Here is a 17,933-nt window from a genome sequence, read left to right as displayed (position 1 = left end):
ATGGGCGACAGTCAACCTGTGTTGACGTCTGCGCCGGGCGACGTGATGACGGATGCCGCGGCCGCGAGGTAGCCGGCCGCGAACGCGTCGCCCGCGCCGGTCAGGTCGCGGACGCCGACGACGGGGGCGACGGGCACGCGCGCGACGAGCGCGCCGTCGTCGAACACCTCGGTCGGCTCGGGACCGTGCTTCACGACGAGCCTGCGGCAGACGGACGCCGCGACGGGCCCGCCGCCGGCCACGCCCAGCAGCTCGGCCTCGGTCTCGTTCGCGAGGAGCACGTCGGGCCGCAGCTGCGCGTACCAGGCGAGCACGCGCGCGACGCCGAGGCCGTCGATGAGCCCGGTCGAGGAGGCGTCGATCGACAGGCGGGCACCGAGGTCGCGTCCCCGAGCCGCGAGCCGGCGCACCTCCGAACGCATCGGATCGTGCTCGAACCCGTAGCTCGGCACGTGCAGCCACGCCGCGCCGTCGAGCCAGGCCGGATCGACGCCCTCGAGCCCGGCCGCGGCGGCGCGGTCCGGGAACATGGTCCGCTCCCCGTCCGGCGCCACGATGAGCACGACGGCGCCGGTCCGGCCCGCGCGCTGCACGCGCACGTCGACGCCGGATCCCGCGAGCGCCGCCTCGAGCGTGCGCCCCGCGGCGTCGTCGCCCACCCGGCCGATGAACCGGGTGGGCGTGCGGGCGGCCGCATGCGCCGCGACGTTCGCAGCGCTTCCGCCGCGCGCGCGGAACACGCGCGCGGCCGAGTCGGTCGCGGCGCGGATCGGCTCGGTCGCCCACACCACGACGTCCTCGAGGAGGTCGCCGACGACGACGAGCACGTCGTCGTCGTGCGGCGCGTCAGCCGGCGAGGGCACGTGCGATCTCCGAGCCGAGCCGCGCGTTGCCCCGGTACACGGCGAGGTTCACCTCGAGGCTGCGCCCGCCCGTCGCGCGCTGCACGAAGTCGAGGAGGAAGGGGGTCGTGTCGTGGCCGGTGACGCCCGCGGCATCCGCTGCCGAGAGCGCCTCGGCGAGCACGCGGTCGTGGACTCCGGGGTCGAGCTGCTCGGCCTCCGGGACGGGGTTCGCGATGAGGACGGCCGACGGGAGCCCGAGCCCGTCGCGCGCGCGGGCGAGGTCGGCGGCCTCCGCCGCCGACTCGACGCGTGCCGGGACGGGGAACCCCGAATCGGCCACGTAGAAGCCGGGGTACCGGTCGGTGCGGTACCCGACCACCGTGATGCCGAGCGTCTCGAGCCGCTCGAGGGTCGCCGGGATGTCGAGGATCGACTTCACCCCCGCGCTCACGACCGTGATCGGCGTCGTCGCGAGCGAGGGCAGGTCGGCCGACTCGTCGAACGTGGCGTTCGCGCCGCGGTGCACGCCGCCCAGCCCGCCCGTCGAGAACACGCGGATCCCGGCGCGGTGGGCGAGCCACGCCGTCGCCGCGACGGTCGTGCCGGCGTCGAGTCGTCGTGCCCGCGCGACGGGGAGGTCCCGAGTGCTGGCCTTCACGACGGAGTCGGTGCCGCACAGGCGCTCGATCCCGGCGGCGTCGAGTCCGACCACGGGCACGCCGTCGACCACGCCGATCGTCGCCGGCTCGACCCCCGTCTCGCGCACGAGCGCCTCGGTCTCGAGGCCGACCTCCAGGTTTCGCGGCCTCGGCAGGCCGTGCGTGAGGATCGTCGACTCGAGGGCGAGCACGGGGCGTCCGGCGGCGACGGCGTCGCGCACGCGATCGGCGATGCGGATGCCGGCGGAGGGGGCGGTCTGCATGCGGCTCATGCTATGTCGGCCGCCGGGTCTAGGGTGGTGAACCGTGCCGCAGCCCGTGATCGTCGCCCGAGACCTCGTCAAGCGCTACGGGGACTTCGCCGCCGTCGACGGCCTCACGTTCGAGGTCGCGCCCGGCGAGTCGTTCGGCCTGCTCGGTCCGAACGGCGCCGGCAAGTCGACGACCATGCGCATGATCGGCGCGGTCTCGACGCGCACCGAGGGCGAGCTGTCGATCCTCGGGCTCGACCCCGACCGGCATGGTCCCGACATCCGCTCGCAGCTCGGCGTCGTGCCGCAGGCCGACAACCTCGACATGGAACTGCGCGTGCGCGAGAACCTCCTGGTCTACGGCCGGTACTTCGGGCTGCCGCGCCGGGTGGTCGCCGAGCGCGCCGACGAGCTGCTCGACTTCGCCCAGCTCGCCGATCGCGGCCAGGCGAAGGTCGACGCCCTGTCGGGCGGCATGAAGCGGCGCCTCACGATCGCGCGCGGGCTCATCAACGACCCGCGCATCATCCTGCTCGACGAGCCCACCACGGGCCTCGACCCGCAGGCGCGCCACATCCTGTGGGACCGCCTGTTCCGGCTGAAGGAGCAGGGCAAGACGCTCGTGCTCACGACCCACTACATGGACGAGGCGGAGCAGCTGTGCGACCGGCTCGTGGTCGTCGACCACGGCCGCATCATGGCCGAGGGGTCGCCCGCCGAACTCATCCGGCAGTACTCCTCGCGCGAGGTGCTCGAGCTGCGGTTCGGCTCCGAGCGCAACGAAGAGGTGGCGCGCGCGCTCGAGGGCTCGGGCGACCGCATCGAGGTGCTCCCCGACCGCATCCTCGTCTACACGGCCGACGGCGAGGCCGAGCTCGAGCGCATCTCCGCCGCGGGCCTGCACCCGATCACGAGCCTGGTGCGCAGGTCGAGCCTCGAAGACGTCTTCCTGCGCCTCACCGGACGGACCCTCGTCGAATGAGCGGTTCCCGGTGGTCGAGTCGGAGCGAAGCCCCGCACCGGGACCCGTCGGCGACCGACGAGGCGACGACGGATGACGCGCGCCGGGCGCTCGCCGGCGGCGCGCGCCCGCGCCGGTTCGGGGCGTGGTACGTCGCCGAGCATCGGTTCCGCGTCATGTGGTCCTACGCGCAGACCATCCTCGTCACGGGGTTCGGCGAGCCGATCATCTACCTCTACGCCATGGGCGTCGGGCTCGCGACGCTCGTCGACCAGAACCTCTCGCTCGAGGCGGGCGGGGTCGGCTACCTGGTCTTCGTCGCGCCCGCGCTGCTGTGCAGCGCCGCGCTCACGACCGCGACGATCGAGTTCTCGTATCCGGTCCTGCTCGGCTACAAGTGGAACCCGACGTTCACCGGCATGCACTCGGGCCCCATCAGTCCCGGGCAGATCGTCGACGGGCTCGTCGTCTCGGTGGTGGTGCGGCTCGCGGCGACGGTCGCGATCTACTTCGCGTTCATGCTGTTGTTCGGGGCCGTGCCCTCGCCGGGCGGCTGGCTCGCCATCCCCATCGCGACGCTCACCGGCATGGCGTTCGGCACGCTGCTCATGGCCTACGCGTCGTCGATCCGCGAGGACACCGGGCAGCTCGCGATGGTGCAGCGCCTCGTCGTGCTGCCGCTCACGCTGTTCTCCGGCACCTTCTTCCCGCTCACCCAGCTGCCGTGGTTCCTGCAGTGGATCGGCTGGATCTCGCCGCTGTGGCACGGCACCGAACTGTCGCGGGTGGTCACGTTCGGCTACGCCGAACCAGTCTGGCTCAGCGTGCTGCACGTCGTCGTGCTCGTCGCCATGACCGCCGCCGGCTGGCTGTGGGCCCGCCGGATCGCCGTCCGGAGGCTGGCCGCATGACCCTCGTCGATCACGCCCTCGAGCACCGCGGCGCGGGACGCCGCGGCGTGGGGGCCCTGTACGCGGGCAACTCGCGGGCGGTCATGTACCGCGGCTGGCGCGCGACGCGCTCCACGAACTGGCTCGTGATGGTGAGCGGCCTGTTCGAGCCGGTCTTCTACCTGCTCTCGCTCGGCATCGGCCTCGGCGCACTCGTCGGCACGGTCATGGTCGACGGGCGCGACGTCCCGTACGCCGCGTTCATCGCGCCCGCCCTGCTCGCGGTCGCCGCGATGAACGGCGCGATCTACGACTCCACCTGGAACGTGTTCTTCAAGATCCGCTTCGCCAAGCTCTACGAGGGCATGCTCGCGACGTCGCTCGGCCCGCTCGACGTGGCGCTCGGCGAGATCTCGCTCGCGCTGCTGCGCGGTGCGCTCTACGCAGGCGGCTTCATGCTGGTCATGCAGGTCCTGGGCCTCAACCTGTCGTGGTGGGCGGTGCTCGCGATCCCCGCGGTCCTGCTCATCGCGTTCGGGTTCGCGAGCATCGGCATGGCGGTCACGAGCTACCTGACGACGTTCCAGCAGATGGACTGGATCAACTTCGTCATGCTGCCGATGTTCCTCTTCTCGGCGACGTTCTACCCGCTCACGGTGTATCCCGAGCCGATCCAGTGGGTGATCCAGGCGTTGCCGCTCTGGCACGGCGTCGAGCTCGTGCGCGGTCTCACCACCGGCGTGGTCGGCCCGGCGATGCTCGTGCACGTGGCCTACTACCTCGTCATGGTCGTCATCGGCATGGTCTTCACGACGAAGCGGCTCCGGGCGCTGTTCCTCGACTGAGGTGCCGGTCCGCGAGTGTTTCCGCGTGTGACGGCGCGCGGCGACATCCGCCGGCCGCGCGCGTATCGTCGCCTGCACGCCACCGATCCGCGAGGAGCACCCCATGTCGACCCCGAAGCCGCACGCCGCCGCCGAGTCCCGGCCGGGCCTCGCGATGGGCATGCGCGGCTGCATCGAGGGGCAGGCGTGCTCGAGCCTCCGGCCGGGCCACGACCTGCATCCCATGCAGGAGCGGCTCTCGCGCATCGCCGCGAGCCGGTGGGTCGACGCGGTCGTCGTCGCCGTGCACGGCGACGGATTCGTCGAGCTGGTCGACCTCGACGGCGGCGCCCGCCGGGTGTGGCACCACGAGGGGCTCCGCGGCCGGCTCGGCGCCGGCGACCCCGTCGCGCTCCACGACGTCTACGACGTCCTGGCGCGCGGCGAGGACCGGTTCAGCGTCGCCGCGGCCTGAGGCGGCGTCGCTCGCCTCGGCCGTCGGTCGAGCGGGTCAGCTCGCGGGCATCATCTCCCGCATCGCGCCCATCATCCTCTCCATGGCCGCCACCGCCTGGTCGCACGCCATGGCGCACATGCGGCAGTGCTCGCTCATCTCGGCGTGCTTCGCGCACTCCTCGGAACAGGCGCGGCACATCATGACGCACGTGTCCATCATCGACATCATCACGCGCATGTCGTAGCCGTTCGTGCGGAGCATCATCCGCATCATCGCGTCGCACACGTGGGCGCAGTTGGAGCACATCGCCCCGCAGCGGCCCATGCCATCGGCCGCGTCGGCGTCGGCGCACATCACGCACGCCTGCATGCAGGCCGACAGGGCCTCCATGGCGTCCTGCATCATCGACATGTCCATGTCCTTCATGGGCATGCCCGACCCCGACATCGCGCCCTTCATCATGTCCATCGTCATGTTCATCCGCGTACCTCGCCGTCCGGGGCCGGGCGTCGACGTTGCCGGCTGCGGACCCGGCGACCCTGTCGGGCGTCATGCTACGCCGGGGCCGCAGCCGCCAGTAGGGGGTCGTCGTCAGAGGGACGCGGACTCGGCCTCGCCCTCGGCGACGCGCGCCGCCGGGCGGTCGGCGCCGACGCCCGCGTCGTCGTAGTCGACGTCCTTCGTCTCCTTCGAGAGCAGCAGCGCGACGAGCGTGAGCACGCCCATCGTCGAGAGGTAGATGCCGACCGGCCAGGGCTGGCCGTCGGCGGCCGCCCAGAGCGCCACCGCGATGAGCGGGGCGACGGCCGCGCCGAGGATGGAGGACACGTTGTACGCGACCGCCGAGCCCGTGTAGCGCACGTTGGTCGGGAACAACTCGGGCAGCAGCGCGCCCATGGGCCCGAACGTCGCCCCCATGAGGACGAAGCCGAACACGAGGAACGCCTGCGTGAGCGCGCCCGTGAACTTCGGGTCGAGCTGCGGGAGGAGGAACAGGTTGAAGGTGAGGCCGAAGACGATGATCGCCGCGGTCACCCAGATCAGCAGCCGGCGCCGGCCGATGGTGTCGGCGATGGGACCGGAGAGCAGCGTGAAGATGCCGAAGAAGACGACGCCGATGATCTGCATGGTGACGAAGTCGGCGTAGGCGAAGCCGAGACCGGGGTAGAACTGCGCCGCGAACGCGTTCGCGTCGAACTCGGCGCCGGATGCCGCGGCGGCGGCCTCGGCGGCGGCGGAGGCGGTCTCGAGGTCGGCGGCCTTGGTGCCGTACGACAGGGTGAAGTTCGTCATCAGGTAGAACAGCACGTACGTGGCCAGCATGATGAAGGTGCCGAGGATGAGCTCGCGCCAGTTGTGGCGGAAGGCGGCGCCCAGGGGCAGCTTGCGGATCGCGCCCTTCTCGGCGGCCCTGGTGAAGGTGCTCGACTCGACGAGCCTCAGGCGGACCCAGAGGCCCACGACGACCATGACGGCCGAGAACAGGAACGGCACCCGCCATCCCCACTCGAAGAACCACTCGCGCGACGGGGCGAGCAGGTTGATGGCGAGGAACACGCCGTTGGCGATGATGAACCCGAGCGGCGCCCCGAGCTGCGGGAACGTGCCGTACCAGGCGCGCTTGCCCTTCGGCGCGTTCTCGGTCGCGACGAGCGCGGCGCCCGACCACTCGCCGCCGAGCGCGAAGCCCTGTGCGAGCCGCATGACCAGCAGCAGCAGCGCGGCCCACCAGCCGACCTGGTCGTATGTCGGCAGCAGTCCGATGAGGAACGTCGCGATGCCCATGGTGAGCAACGACGCGACGAGCGTCGCCTTGCGGCCGTGCTTGTCGCCGAAGTGACCGAAGACGATGGCGCCCACGGGCCTGGCCACCATGGCGGCGCCGAACACGGCGAACGAGGCCAGCAGCGCGGTGGTGTCGTCCCCCGTGGGGAAGAACAGGATCGGGAACACGAGCACGGCCGCGGTGGCGTACGCGTAGAAGTCGTAGAACTCGATGGTCGTGCCGACGAGACTCGCGAGGATGACGCGGCCGCGCGAGTTCGCGGGAGCGGCGGGCGACGGCGCCTCCGTCGTCGCGTTCGGGTCGGTGGGGGAGGAGGTTGCGGTCATGGCAGGGCGGGACTCCGGTGCAGGCGATGGGCCGTCGCGGGGCGCCGGGATGGGGCGCGGACCGCGGATCGGGCATGGTCGAACCGCTGCTTGTGGCAACCTGCACACCCTACGGCGCTCGACGGCGGCGAGCGAGCCGGGCGCGACGAGCGGTCGCGGCATGCGACGAACGGCGACGGTGCGCGATTTCGACCGGGGGCGGATGTGACGTAAGGTAAGCCTTACCTGATCTTGCCGATGCTCCGGCGCGACCCCATGAAACGGCCATCCACGTGCGCACGACCCTGACCCGGACCGAGCCCGCCGCGCTCGACCTGCTCGGCGGCGACCCGGACGCGCCCGCACTCGTGACGCCCGCGGCAACCGTCGACTACGGCGAGCTCGCCGATCGCGTCGCCGCCCGGCGGGCCGAGCTCGGCACGGGGCGACGGCTCGTGTTCCTCTCGGGCTCGAACACCGTCGAGACGGTGGTCACCTACCTCGCTGCGCTGGCCGGCGGCCATCCGCTGCTGTTCGTCGCGCCCGACGGCGCCGGCGACGCGAGCCTCGACGCGCTCGCCGGGCGGTACGCCCCCGACGTGGTCGTGACGGCGCGCGGCGGAGGAGACCGCGCCGAGGTCGAGGTCCGGCACTCGGGAGACGGGCGCCGGCACGAGTTCCACCCGGATCTCGCGCTGCTGGCGAGCACGTCGGGATCGACCGGATCACCGAAGCTCGTGCGCCTGTCGCGCGACAACGTGGTCGCCAACGCGCGCAGCATCGCCGAGTACCTGCGGCTCACACCCGCCGATCGCGCCGCGACCACGCTGCCCGTGCAGTACTGCTACGGGCTCTCGGTCGTCAACAGCCACCTCGTCGCGGGCGGCAGCCTGCTGCTCACCGATCGGTCCGTCGTCGAACCGGCGTTCTGGTCCGAGTTCGACGAGCACCGGGCCACGTCGATCGCGGGCGTGCCCTACACCTACGAGCTGCTCGAGTCGACCGACTTCGACCGGCGCTCGCATCCGACGCTCCGCTACATGACCCAGGCGGGCGGTCGGCTCGCGCCCGAGCGGGTGCGCCGCCTCGCCCGGCTCGGCCGAGAACGCGGCTTCGACGTCGTCGTGATGTACGGCCAGACCGAGGCGACCGCGCGCATGGCCTACCTGCCGCCCGAGCTCGCCGAGACCGCCGCGGGCGCCATCGGCGTGCCGATCCCCGGCGGAGCCTTCCGGATCGACGAGGGCGCGGGCGGCGCGGGCCCCGGCGAGGGCGAGCTCGTGTACTCGGGGCCCAACGTGATGATGGGCTACGCGGAGTCGCCGGCCGACCTCGCGCGCGGGCCCGAGCTCGCCGAGCTCCGCACCGGCGACCTCGCCCGGCGGCGCGCGGACGGGCTCTACGAGATCACCGGGCGCCTCAACCGCTTCGTGAAGGCCTTCGGCCTGCGCCTCGACCTCGACCGCATCGAGCGCGGGCTCGCGGACGCCGGCATCGACGCGCGCGCGGTCGGCGTCGACGAGCGGCTCGCCGTGTTCGTCCGCGAGGAGCGGGGCGTCGAGCGTGCTCGGCAGTCGGTCGCGCGGATCACCGGTCTCCCCGCGCACGCCTTCGACGTGCGGACCGTCGCCGAGTTCCCGCGCACGCCGAACGGCAAGCCCGACCATGCGGCGCTCCGTGCGCATGCGGCGCTCCTCCGGTCGACGGATGCCGCGGACGCGCCCTCCGGCGCGACCTCCGCCGACGAGCTCCGCGACGTCTACGCCGAGATGCTGGGCCGTCCCGACGCGACGCCGGACGACAGCTTCGCGAGCCTCGACGGCGACTCCCTCAACTACGTCGAACTGGCGCTGCAGCTGGAGTCACGCGTCGGGGCACTGCCCGCGGACTGGCCGAGCCGCCGGATCCGCGACCTCGCCGAGCCGGTCGCGACGGCGCCCGGGACTGCCGATGCGAGCGCCGACGCCGGGGCGGCGGCGCCGGCGAGGACGCCCCGGCCCCGAAGCGGGAGCGCGCCGGCGCCCCACCGCCGACGCGTCGCGCGCGTCGAGACCTCGGTGGTCCTGCGGGCCCTCGCGATCGTCCTCATCGTGGCGACCCACGCCGACGTCGTCCAGCTGCAGGGCGGGGCGCACCTGCTCCTCGCCGTCGCGGGCTTCAACCTCGCCCGGTTCCGGCTCACGCCGGGTCGCTCGGCGACGGATGCCGCGCCGGGGCGCGCGCGTGCCGCCCGGGCCCTCCGTGTCCGGGGGCTCCTGCGCAGCGTCCGCGCGATCGCCGTGCCCGCGGTGCTCTGGGTGGGCGGCGTCGCCCTCATCGCGCGCACGTACGACCCGGCGACCGTCGCGCTCTCGAACTGGCTCCTCGGCTCCGACGAGGCGTGGAGCGACCAGCGGCACCTCTGGTTCATCGAGGCGCTCGTCTGGGCCGTCCTCGCCATCGCCGCGATCGTCGCCGTTCCGGGGCTGGACGCGCTCGAGCGGCGGCGACCCTACGCGTTCGCCGCCGTCGTGCTGGTCGTGGCGCTCGCGATCCGCTCTGCGGCATCCGGCGGCACCGCCGCCACGTCACCGCTGCACTACGAGCTGCCCGGCGTGGCCTGGCTGATCGCGCTCGGCTGGCTGGTGGCCCGATCGACGAGCGTCCGGCGTCGACTGGTGGCGAGCGCGGTCGTGCTCGCCACCGTGCCGGGCTTCTTCGGCGACCCGCTGCGCGAGGCCGTCGTGGTCGCCGGTCTCGGCCTGCTCGTGTGGGCGACCAGCCTGCCCGTGCCGGCGGTGCTCGCGGGCGGGATCGGCACCGTGGCATCGGCCTCGATGTTCGTCTACCTCACGCACTGGCAGGTGTACCCGCCGATCGAGGAGGTCTCGCCGCCGCTCGCGATCGCGGCCTCGTTCGCCGTCGGGATCGCGGCGTGGTGGGCCTGGACCCGGCTGGGCGGGCGGCTCAGCGCCAGGCGACCGCGACGATCACGTTCAGCAGCGTGAGGCCGCCGATGGCCCAGAGCGCCCACGACGGGGCCGGGTCCTTCTTGCGGAACACGAAGACGAGCACGGTGATGAGGACCGCGACGAGCAGCTTCACCGCGATCTTGATGCTGTCGACGTCGTAGAGGTCGCCCATCTCGGCCACGCCGACGAGCAGGACGCCGGTCACGAGCTGCGTGAGCGCCCCGTGCACCATCGCGACGAGCACCTTCCCCTCGCCGCGCGCGATCGCCTTGGTCTGCACGAGGAACCCCCCGAGCAGCGACGCGAGGCCGACGAAGTGGAGGATGACGAGGATGATGCGGATGACGTCCATGCTCCAGAGCCTACGAGCCGCGCGGCCGCGAGCGACAGCCGAGCGGGTCCGGACACGGCGGATTCGATCGGAAGTCGGGTGCCGAGCGGGACTTTCGGCACATGGGCCCGCCGCCCCGTGCACTTGAATCGTGAGGCGGCGAGTGCCGCGGCATCCTGGGGCAGGGGGAGCGATGGCGGAATTCGAGTACGGGCCGGTCGACATCTACGTGGTGAGCTTCGAGGGGGACCGCCCCGACGACGCGACCCTCTCGGCGCTCGGCGAGCTGATGGTGAGTGACGAGATCAGGTTGCTCGACCTGCTCATCGTCGCGCGCGGCGAGGGCGGGGAGGTGACCGTTCGCGAGTTCGAGGAGTTCCGAGACGAGTACGGTTTCACGGTCGTCGAGCTCGAGGCGACCGGCGTGATCGGCGACGAGGACATCGACGAGCTCGCCGACGCGATCCCGCCCGGCACGGCCGGCGCCGTCATGGCGATCGAGCTGCTGTGGGCGAAGCGGCTCGCCTCGGCGTTCGCGGCGTCCGGCGGCGAGGTCCTCCAAGTGGAGCGGATCCCCGCCTCCGTGGTCAACGAGGTGTTCGCCGCTGCGGCGGCCGAGGAATAGGAGGACGACATGCCACTGGGCAGAGGAGGCCGGCCGGGACTGATCGGCATGGCCGCGCGAACGGCCGTCGTGGCCGGGACGGCGACCGCCGTGAGCGGCAACGTCCAACGGCGCCAGCAGCAGCGCTACGCCGACCAGCAGGCGGAGCAGCAGATGGCGGCGCAGCAGCAGTGGGAGGCGCAGCAGTACCAGGCCCAGCAGGCCGCCGCTGCCGCACCGCCCCCACCGCCTCCGCCGCCGGCCCCGGGCGGGGGCGTCGACGTGGTCGGCGAGCTGCAGAAGCTCGCCGCATTGCGCGAGCAGGGGATCCTCGACGACGCGGAGTTCGCCGCGGCGAAGGCCAAGCTGCTCGGCTGACCCGCTGCCCGTCCGGGCCGGACGACGCGATCGCGTGGTCCACGGGCCGGCCGGGTCCGCATTGCGAGCCGAGCGGGGCGTGCGCGCCGCCGGCGCCGGGAGCGCCCGGGAACGAACGAAAGGGGTTCGGGCATGGACCTGTGGAGCTGGATCTGGTTCTACTTCTGGATGTTCGCCTACGTGGCCTACATCCTGGTGCTCGTCTACATCGTCATCGACGTCTTCCGCGACCACGAGCTGAACGGCTGGATGAAGGCGCTGTGGCTCGTGCTGCTGGTCTTCCTGCCGTGGATCACGGGCCTCGTCTACCTCATCGCGCGCGGCAAGGGCATGGCGGAGCGGTCGGGTCGCAAGCAGGTCGAGTACGAGGAGTACAGCCAGGAGGAGTACCGCCGGATGTCGTTCGCGAACCCCGCCGACGAGATCGCGAAGGCCCAGGCGCTGCGCGACCAGGGCGTGATCACCGACGGGGAGTTCGAGGCGATCAAGGCGAAGGCCCTCGGCTCGAAGTTCTGAGCGCCGGCCGGATGCCGGTGCGGCGTCCGGCCGGCGGGCGCGCCGGGCGGGCGCGCCGACCCCCGTCAGCCGCGCAGGGCGCGCAGCGCGTTCGCGGTGACGATCGCGGCCTCGGCCGCCTCGCGCCCCTTGTCCTCCTTCGAGCCGGGCAGGCCGGCCCGGTCGAGGCCCTGCCGCTCGTCGTCGAGGGTCAGCACGCCGAAGCCGACCGGCTTGCCCGTGTCGAGGGCGACGCGCGTGAGTCCGTCGGTCGCGGCCGACGACACGTACTCGAAGTGCGGCGTGCCGCCGCGGATGATCACGCCGAGCGCCACGACCGCGTCGGCGCCCGCCTCGAGTGCGGCCTTGGACACCACCGGGAGCTCGAAGCTGCCGGGGACCCGGACCAGCTCGAACTCGGCGCCCGCCCGCTCGAGGGTGCCCGTCGCGCCCGCGATGAGGCCGTCGGTGATCTCGTCGTGCCAGCTGCCGGCGACGACGACGACCCGGAGGCCGCGGCCGTCGACGTCGAGTTCGGGGGATCCGGCTCCGCTCATGATGCGTGTCCTCTCAGCAGTGCGTCCGCGGCGGCCTCGGTGAGCTGGCCGTCGTCGATCGAGTGTCCCATGCGGGTGCGCTTGGTCTCGAGGTAGCCCGCGTTCCCGGCCCCCACGCCGACGACGAGGGGCAGGCGATCGGAGACGCGGATGCCGTGCGCCTCGAGCTGGCGCACCTTCTCGGGGTTGTTGGTGAGCAGGCGCACCCGCTCCACGCCCAGGTCGTCGAGGATCGCGCTCGCCGCGGTGAAGTCGCGCGCGTCGATCGGCAGGCCCAGCGCGAGGTTCGCATCGAGGGTGTCGAGCCCGCCCTCCTGCAACCGGTACGCGCGCAGCTTGTTGATGAGCCCGATGCCGCGCCCCTCGTGGCCGCGCAGGTACACGACGACGCCGCCGTGCTCGGCGATCGTGGCGAGCGCCGTGTCGAGCTGTGGGCCGCACTCGCACTTGAGCGAGCCCATGGCCTCGCCGGTCAGGCACTCGGAGTGCACGCGCGCGATGGCGCCCGCCGGGTCGGCGCCGGGGTCGCCCGCGATGATCGCGAGGTGGTCGGCGCCGGTGCTGCGGTCGCGGTAGGCGCGCACACGGAACGTGCCGTGGACGGTGGGCAGGTTCGTCTCGACCTCGAACTGCACGCGCGGCGACTCGGCGATGGGCTCGGGCGCCTCGCCCGCGGCGAGGTCCTCGCCCTCGTGATGCTCGCGGAGCCACGCGATGAGCGCCTCGACCGTCGTGACCGGGAGGCCCTCCTGCTCGGCGAAGGCGATCAGCCTCGGCAGGCGCATCATCTCGCCGTCGTCGTCGACGAGCTCGCCGATGACGCCGACGGGGGAGAGGCCCGCGAGGCGCATGAGGTCGACCGCCGCCTCGGTGTGCCCGGCCCGCTCGCGCACGCCGCCGTCGACGGCGCGCAACGGCAGGATGTGCCCCGGGCGGATGAGCCGGTCGGGGGTCGCCTCGGGGTCGGCGAGGATCCGCAGCGTGTGCGCGCGGTCGGACGCCGAGATGCCCGTCGAGATGCGGTCGGCCGCGTCGACCGAGACCGTGTACGCGGTGCCGCGCGCGTCCTCGTTGCGCTCGACCATGAGCGGCAGGCCGAGGCGGTCGGCCGCGGCGTTCGGCATCGGCGCGCACAGGTAGCCGCTCGTGTGGCGGACCATCCACGCGATCCACTCCTGGGTCGCGAACTCGGCGGCCATGATGGCGTCGCCCTCGTTCTCGCGGCCCTCGTCGTCGGCCACGATCACGGGCTTGCCCGCGCGCAGCGCCTCGAGGACCTCGGGCATCGTCGCGAGGCTCATCGGACGCCCCCGATCGACGGCTCGGCCACCGACGACGGCAGCGCGCGATGGGCGTCGAGTCGAAGCATCCGCTGCACGTGCCGTGCCAGCACGTCGGTCTCGAGGTTGACCCGGTCGCCCGGCGCGAGCCGGCCGAGCGTCGTCGCGGCCAGCGTCTCGGGGATGAGCGAGACCTCGAACCACGAGCCATCGGGCTCGTCGCCGAGCGAACTGACGGTGAGCGAGACGCCGTCGACGGCGATCGACCCCTTGTCGACGACGAGCGCCGCGAGCGCGTCGGGCAGCGAGAACCGGATGACGCGCCACTCGTCGCCCGGACGCACGTCGATCACGTCGGCGGTGCCGTCGACGTGGCCCTGCACGATGTGGCCGCCCAGCCGGTCGCCCACGAGGGCGGCGCGCTCCAGGTTGACGCCCCGTCCTTCCGCGACGTCATCGAGCGTCGACATGCGCAGGGTCTGCGCCATGACGTCGGCCGTGAACGACTCCGCATCGGCGGCGACGACGGTGAGGCAGACGCCCGACACCGCGATGGAGTCGCCGTGACGGACCCCCTCGACGACCTTCGGGCCGCGGACGGTCAGCCGCACGACGTCGGCGTGCGGCTCGACTCGCGCGACGACGCCGAGCTCCTCGATGATTCCGGTGAACATGCTCAGGCCTTCTCTCGGGTGGTGGATTCGGGGTGCGCCGACGTGCGCGGCCGCGCGACGACGAGCAGGTCGTCGCCGAGGCGCACGAGGTCGGCGAAGTCGTAGCGGAGGGCGTCGGCGATGGTCGCGACGCCCACGTCCGCGATGGCGGTCCGGGGGCCGCCGATCACGGCGGGCGCGAGGTACACGAGCAGCTCGTCGGCGAGTCCCGCCGCGACGAACGCGCTCGCGAGCGTCGGTCCGCCCTCGACGAAGAGCGAGCGGACGCCGCGGCGCTGGAGTTCGGCGAGGTCCGCGCCGAGGTCGGCGCCCGGGAACTGCAGGACGTCGTGCGGATGGCGTGCGAGCGCCGCGCCCGCGGGCACCTCGCGCCGGCCGAACACGACGGGGATCGGCTGCGCGTCGAGGAGGGCTCCGTCGGCGTCGCGGGCCGTGAGCGAGGGGTCGTCGGCGAGCACCGTGCCGGTGCCGACGGCGATCGCGTCGGCGGCCGCACGACGCAGGTGCACGTCGGCGCGCGCCTCGGGGCCGGTGATCCAGCGGCTCGACCCGTCGGCCGCCGCGACGCGCCCGTCGAGGCTCGACGCCCACTTGACGGTGATGCGCGGGCGTCGGTGGCGGGCGGCGAAGAGCCAGTCGCCGAGGAACGCCTCGACCTCGTCGGCGAGGAGTCCGCCCTCGACGTCGACGCCCGCGGCGCGGAGCGTTCGGGCGCCGCCCGAGGAGTGGTCGCCCGGATCGTCGACCGCGTACACGACGCGTGCGACGCCCGCGGCGATGAGCGCCTGCGAGCAGGGCCCGGTGCGGCCGGTGTGGTTGCACGGCTCGAGGGTCACGATCGCGGTGGCTCCGCGCGCGTCATCCGGGGCCAGCCGCTCGAGCGCGTCGACCTCGGCGTGCGGGGTGCCTGCGCCGCGGTGCCAGCCCTCGGCGAGGGTTCGGCCGTCGGGTGCGAGGATGACGCAGCCGACGCGGGGGTTCACCCCGCGGGCCGGGCCGCGCTCGGCGAGTTCGAGCGCCCGGCGCATCGCCGCGGCATCCGTCGCCGCTCGCGTGGCCGTGGACATCGGGTGCCTGCCTTCCAGGCTCCGGGGGTCCCGGCGACGCGGGAAACGCCGGTCACGCGCTGCGCGACCGACCCGTGCCGCCTCCCATCCGGACTTTCACCGTCGGTACCGGAGTTCCACCGGTTCAACCGCTCGCGCGCGGCCGGACGGCCACGCGCTCCCGGCTCGCGGACTTTCACCGCCGGTTCGGACTTGCACCGACCCCGGAGCACGTTTCGATTCGATTCTAGGTCAACGCCGTGGGGGCGCCGGTATTCCCGCGGACCGCGGGACCCCGGGCCGCGCGCGCCGTGGTCGGCGTCAGCGGCACGCGGAGGCGGCGGCGATCTGTGCGTCGCTGGGCCGGCCGTAGGCGTCGATGCCCGACCCGGGCACGTCGTAGCCCATGCCGATGGCCCATGCCGTCGCCCAGGCCTCGTGGTCGCCGCCGAACTCCGGCCCGCTGAAGATCTCGTGGCACGCCTCGCGGAGCACCTGCGTGTGGCCGACCTCGTGCACGACCACCGCCTTGGCGTTCTCGTCCCACGACCACGCCTGCTCGATGCTCTCGCTCAGCGAGACGAGCCCCCACCCCTCGCCGTCGTCGAAGAACTCGGCCGTGCCCGAGTACCACCCGTCGCTCGAGTAGCCGCCGACGACGTAGTCCCAGGCGAAGTCGATCTCGACGCCGAAGGCGATCGAGCGCGCGAACGCCTCGATCTCGGCCCGGACGGGGTGGGCCCGACGCCGTTCCTCCTCGGCCGCGTGGGAGTCGCGGACCGCGGTGACCGCCGTCGCGAGGTCGGTGAGCCGCACCGTCGAGCCGGAGCCGCCGGACGAGTCGTCGAGCGCCGCCTCGAGCGCGGCGCGAGTGCGGTACGCGGCCGCGGGGCTGGCGTCGAGCACGGATGCCGCGGTCGCCTCGGCGCCGTCCACGAGCGCGTCGGCGGCATCCGACAGGGCGCGCGTCGCCGCGGCCACGCGGACGGTGGAGTCCTCGATCCGCTCGGCGGCTCGGTGACGGTCGGGGATGAGCTCGGCGAGCTCCCAGAGGTCGGCGTAGCGGTCCCAGGCGGGCGCCGGGTCGTCGGGGGCCGTCAGCGCGGCGATGCCGGTCGCGCCGCCGGACCGGATCGCGACGACCGACGCGGCCTCGGCGACCGCGGCCTCGACCGCGGCGCGGTCGTCCGCGGCGACGAGGTCGCCCGCTGCGACCTCGAGCAGGCCGGTCGCCCGGTCGACCGCGGCCTCGCCGCGGTCGACGGCCGCGGCATGTCCGTCGGTCGCCTCGTCGTACCGGGCGTCGGCGGCCGACCACAGGGGCCACGCCTGCGCGTAGGCGGCGGAGGCGACGAGTTGGTGCCCGGCGAGCGAGACGGCGACGACCGCGACGAGCGCGGCGGTCGCCCGGACGCCGGGGGAGCGGCGCTCGGGACGCCGCGGCGCGGGGGCGGCGCCCGGCTCGTCGGACGGGTGCATGGGGTCCTCTCGTACGCGGCCGTCCGGGGCCGCGAGCCTCACGCTACCGCCCGGCGCCGTCGCCGTGGATCACGATTCCGTCGCGACGCCCCGGACCGCCGGCGGCTCCTCGACGAGGCCCCGCGCGGTCCCCTCGTCCACGATCAGGTCGGTCACGAGCCCCGCCGCGAGCGCGCCCTTCAGGCCGGGCAGCTTCGCGGGCCCGGAGACCACGCAGATCCGCCGGGGCGCGCGGCGCAGCACCGAGAAGTCGGGTCCCGTGGCGCGCGCGTTCAACGCGATGCCGTCGGTCGAGCCGTCGGCCCGGTAGAACACCGTCGCCACGTCGCCGACCACGCCGTCCCGGCTGAGCGCCTCGTAGTCGGCCCGCTCGAGGTAGCCGCCCTGGTAGACGTGGCTCGGCACCTCGGCGAACGGGGAGCCGACGCCGAAGATCGCGACGTCCATGGCCGCCTGGAGGTCGAGCAGCCGGCGCGTGCTCCGCTCGCGCCAGAACGCCTCCTTGGTGGCCGGGTCGTCGAAGAAGGCGGGCACCGGGAACTGCTGCACTCGCGCGCCGAACGCGTCGCCGAACCGGCGCAGCAGCTCGGAGGCGTACAGGATGCCGGTCGTGCGGAGGTTCCCGGCCCCGTTCAGCTGCACGACCTCCGAGTTGTGCGTCGCCTTCGGGGCGAGGTGCCGGCTCATGGCGCTCATGGTCGAGCCCCAGGCGATGCCGATGGTCTGGTTGGAGTCGATGAACCGGTTGAGAATCCGTGCAGCGGTGAGGGCCACGCGCTCGAGTCGGTCGACGTCGCTCGCATGGTCGGGCACCGGCACGACGTGCGCGGAGACCTCGTGCCGCTCGAGGATCTCCTGCTCCAGGCGGCTCGGCAGGTCGAGCGGGGAGTGGATCGAGATCTCCACGAGCCCGGTCGCGCGCGCGTGGCTGAGCAGGCGCGAGACCGACGATCGCGAGGTGTGGAGCTCCTTCGCGATGGCGTCCATCGTCAGGTCCTGGAGGTAGTAGAGGTGCGCCGCGCGCAGCGCGTCGCGGGTCTTCCCGTCGGGGAGGGCGCCGTCCAGTGCGGGCCCCGTCGCATCCGTCACCGTCATCCGAACTCCCTTGCACGTTTGTTCATTCCGGTTGCAAGCATGTGCGCGTGTGCTCACGATGTATT

Annotated in this window: 19 protein-coding genes and 1 riboswitch; of the genes, 8 read left to right on the top strand and 11 right to left on the bottom strand. The window is 73.2% G+C overall.

Going from position 1 to position 17,933, the window contains the following annotated elements:
* Positions 1 to 11: 11 nt before the first annotated feature.
* Together WBQ80_RS05585 and WBQ80_RS05580 are read right to left on the bottom strand one after the other, a co-directional pair.
* On the bottom strand, positions 12 to 863 hold the full coding sequence (locus WBQ80_RS05585) for a carbohydrate kinase family protein (protein WP_337282484.1): 852 nt from the start codon (positions 861 to 863) through the stop codon (positions 12 to 14).
* Positions 847 to 1,767, bottom strand: a complete 921-nt coding sequence (locus WBQ80_RS05580; RefSeq protein ID WP_336572927.1) for a pseudouridine-5'-phosphate glycosidase — start codon at positions 1,765 to 1,767, stop codon at positions 847 to 849. Before WBQ80_RS05580 ends, WBQ80_RS05585 begins: the two co-directional genes overlap by 17 nt.
* Positions 1,768 to 1,810: 43 nt before the next feature.
* On the opposite strand from WBQ80_RS05580, the gene WBQ80_RS05575 reads away from it, so the two are divergent.
* The 4 genes from WBQ80_RS05575 (at position 1,811) to WBQ80_RS05560 (ending at position 4,905) form a co-directional block, all read left to right on the top strand.
* On the top strand, positions 1,811 to 2,737 hold the full coding sequence (locus WBQ80_RS05575) for an ABC transporter ATP-binding protein (protein ID WP_336572926.1): 927 nt from the start codon (positions 1,811 to 1,813) through the stop codon (positions 2,735 to 2,737).
* Positions 2,734 to 3,627, top strand: a complete 894-nt coding sequence (locus tag WBQ80_RS05570; RefSeq protein ID WP_336572925.1) for an ABC transporter permease — start codon at positions 2,734 to 2,736, stop codon at positions 3,625 to 3,627. Before WBQ80_RS05575 ends, WBQ80_RS05570 begins: the two co-directional genes overlap by 4 nt.
* Positions 3,624 to 4,451: an ABC transporter permease gene (locus WBQ80_RS05565; RefSeq protein ID WP_336572924.1), complete on the top strand. Its 828-nt coding sequence runs from the start codon at positions 3,624 to 3,626 to the stop codon at positions 4,449 to 4,451. Before WBQ80_RS05570 ends, WBQ80_RS05565 begins: the two co-directional genes overlap by 4 nt.
* A 103-nt stretch (positions 4,452 to 4,554) precedes the next feature.
* Positions 4,555 to 4,905, top strand: a complete 351-nt coding sequence (locus WBQ80_RS05560; protein WP_336572923.1) for a hypothetical protein — start codon at positions 4,555 to 4,557, stop codon at positions 4,903 to 4,905.
* Positions 4,906 to 4,941: 36 nt separating this feature from the next.
* On the opposite strand, the gene WBQ80_RS05555 is transcribed toward WBQ80_RS05560, so the two are convergent.
* Both WBQ80_RS05555 and WBQ80_RS05550 read right to left on the bottom strand, forming a co-directional pair.
* Entirely contained in the window at positions 4,942 to 5,349 is a 408-nt protein-coding gene (locus WBQ80_RS05555; protein WP_336572922.1) for a hypothetical protein, read from the bottom strand.
* A gap of 129 nt (positions 5,350 to 5,478) precedes the next feature.
* Positions 5,479 to 6,999 (bottom strand): MFS transporter, encoded by a 1,521-nt coding sequence (locus WBQ80_RS05550; RefSeq protein ID WP_336572921.1) that lies wholly within the window; start codon positions 6,997 to 6,999, stop codon positions 5,479 to 5,481.
* Positions 7,000 to 7,271: 272 nt separating this feature from the next.
* Between WBQ80_RS05550 and WBQ80_RS05545 the strand changes: the two genes are divergently transcribed.
* Complete coding sequence (locus WBQ80_RS05545) at positions 7,272 to 9,965, top strand: AMP-binding protein (RefSeq protein WP_336572920.1); 2,694 nt, start codon at positions 7,272 to 7,274, stop codon at positions 9,963 to 9,965.
* Here the strand turns inward: WBQ80_RS05545 and WBQ80_RS05540 are convergent.
* Entirely contained in the window at positions 9,925 to 10,281 is a 357-nt protein-coding gene (locus tag WBQ80_RS05540; protein WP_336572919.1) for a hypothetical protein, read from the bottom strand. The genes WBQ80_RS05545 and WBQ80_RS05540 overlap by 41 nt on opposite strands.
* A 172-nt stretch (positions 10,282 to 10,453) precedes the next feature.
* Between WBQ80_RS05540 and WBQ80_RS05535 the strand changes: the two genes are divergently transcribed.
* The 3 genes from WBQ80_RS05535 to WBQ80_RS05525 all read left to right on the top strand — a co-directional run bounded on the left by WBQ80_RS05535 (position 10,454) and on the right by WBQ80_RS05525 (position 11,758).
* Positions 10,454 to 10,885, top strand: a complete 432-nt coding sequence (locus WBQ80_RS05535; RefSeq protein WP_336572918.1) for a DUF6325 family protein — start codon at positions 10,454 to 10,456, stop codon at positions 10,883 to 10,885.
* A gap of 9 nt (positions 10,886 to 10,894) precedes the next feature.
* A complete protein-coding gene (locus WBQ80_RS05530) occupies positions 10,895 to 11,242 on the top strand; it encodes an SHOCT domain-containing protein (RefSeq protein WP_336572917.1) in 348 nt (115 codons plus the stop codon).
* A 132-nt stretch (positions 11,243 to 11,374) separates the two neighbouring features.
* A complete protein-coding gene (locus WBQ80_RS05525) occupies positions 11,375 to 11,758 on the top strand; it encodes an SHOCT domain-containing protein (RefSeq protein WP_336572916.1) in 384 nt (127 codons plus the stop codon).
* 65 nt (positions 11,759 to 11,823) lie between these two features.
* Here WBQ80_RS05525 and ribH read toward each other — a convergent pair whose 3' ends face one another.
* The 6 genes from ribH to WBQ80_RS05495 form a co-directional block, all read right to left on the bottom strand.
* Positions 11,824 to 12,294: a 6,7-dimethyl-8-ribityllumazine synthase gene (gene ribH, locus WBQ80_RS05520; protein ID WP_336572915.1), complete on the bottom strand. Its 471-nt coding sequence runs from the start codon at positions 12,292 to 12,294 to the stop codon at positions 11,824 to 11,826.
* A complete protein-coding gene (ribB, locus tag WBQ80_RS05515) occupies positions 12,291 to 13,595 on the bottom strand; it encodes a 3,4-dihydroxy-2-butanone-4-phosphate synthase (protein WP_336572914.1) in 1,305 nt (434 codons plus the stop codon). Before ribB ends, ribH begins: the two co-directional genes overlap by 4 nt.
* Entirely contained in the window at positions 13,592 to 14,248 is a 657-nt protein-coding gene (locus WBQ80_RS05510; RefSeq protein WP_336572913.1) for a riboflavin synthase, read from the bottom strand. Before WBQ80_RS05510 ends, ribB begins: the two co-directional genes overlap by 4 nt.
* 2 nt (positions 14,249 to 14,250) lie before the next feature.
* Positions 14,251 to 15,315 carry a bifunctional diaminohydroxyphosphoribosylaminopyrimidine deaminase/5-amino-6-(5-phosphoribosylamino)uracil reductase RibD gene (gene ribD, locus WBQ80_RS05505; RefSeq protein ID WP_336572912.1) on the bottom strand — a complete coding sequence of 355 codons (1,065 nt, stop codon included), beginning with the start codon at positions 15,313 to 15,315 and terminating at the stop codon, positions 14,251 to 14,253.
* 70 nt (positions 15,316 to 15,385) lie between these two features.
* A riboswitch (FMN riboswitch) is annotated at positions 15,386 to 15,531 on the bottom strand.
* A gap of 84 nt (positions 15,532 to 15,615) precedes the next feature.
* Positions 15,616 to 16,773 (bottom strand): hypothetical protein, encoded by a 1,158-nt coding sequence (locus WBQ80_RS05500; RefSeq protein WP_336572911.1) that lies wholly within the window; start codon positions 16,771 to 16,773, stop codon positions 15,616 to 15,618.
* Between the two features lie 69 nt (positions 16,774 to 16,842).
* Positions 16,843 to 17,868: a sugar-binding transcriptional regulator gene (locus WBQ80_RS05495; protein ID WP_336572910.1), complete on the bottom strand. Its 1,026-nt coding sequence runs from the start codon at positions 17,866 to 17,868 to the stop codon at positions 16,843 to 16,845.
* Between the last annotated feature and the right edge of the window lie 65 nt (positions 17,869 to 17,933).

Source organism: Agromyces sp. CCNWLW213, assembly GCF_037199545.1.
GTDB lineage: Bacteria > Actinomycetota > Actinomycetes > Actinomycetales > Microbacteriaceae > Agromyces.
The sequence above is the reverse complement of the archived record's forward strand: the minus strand, read 5'-3'. Positions and strand labels throughout refer to the sequence as shown.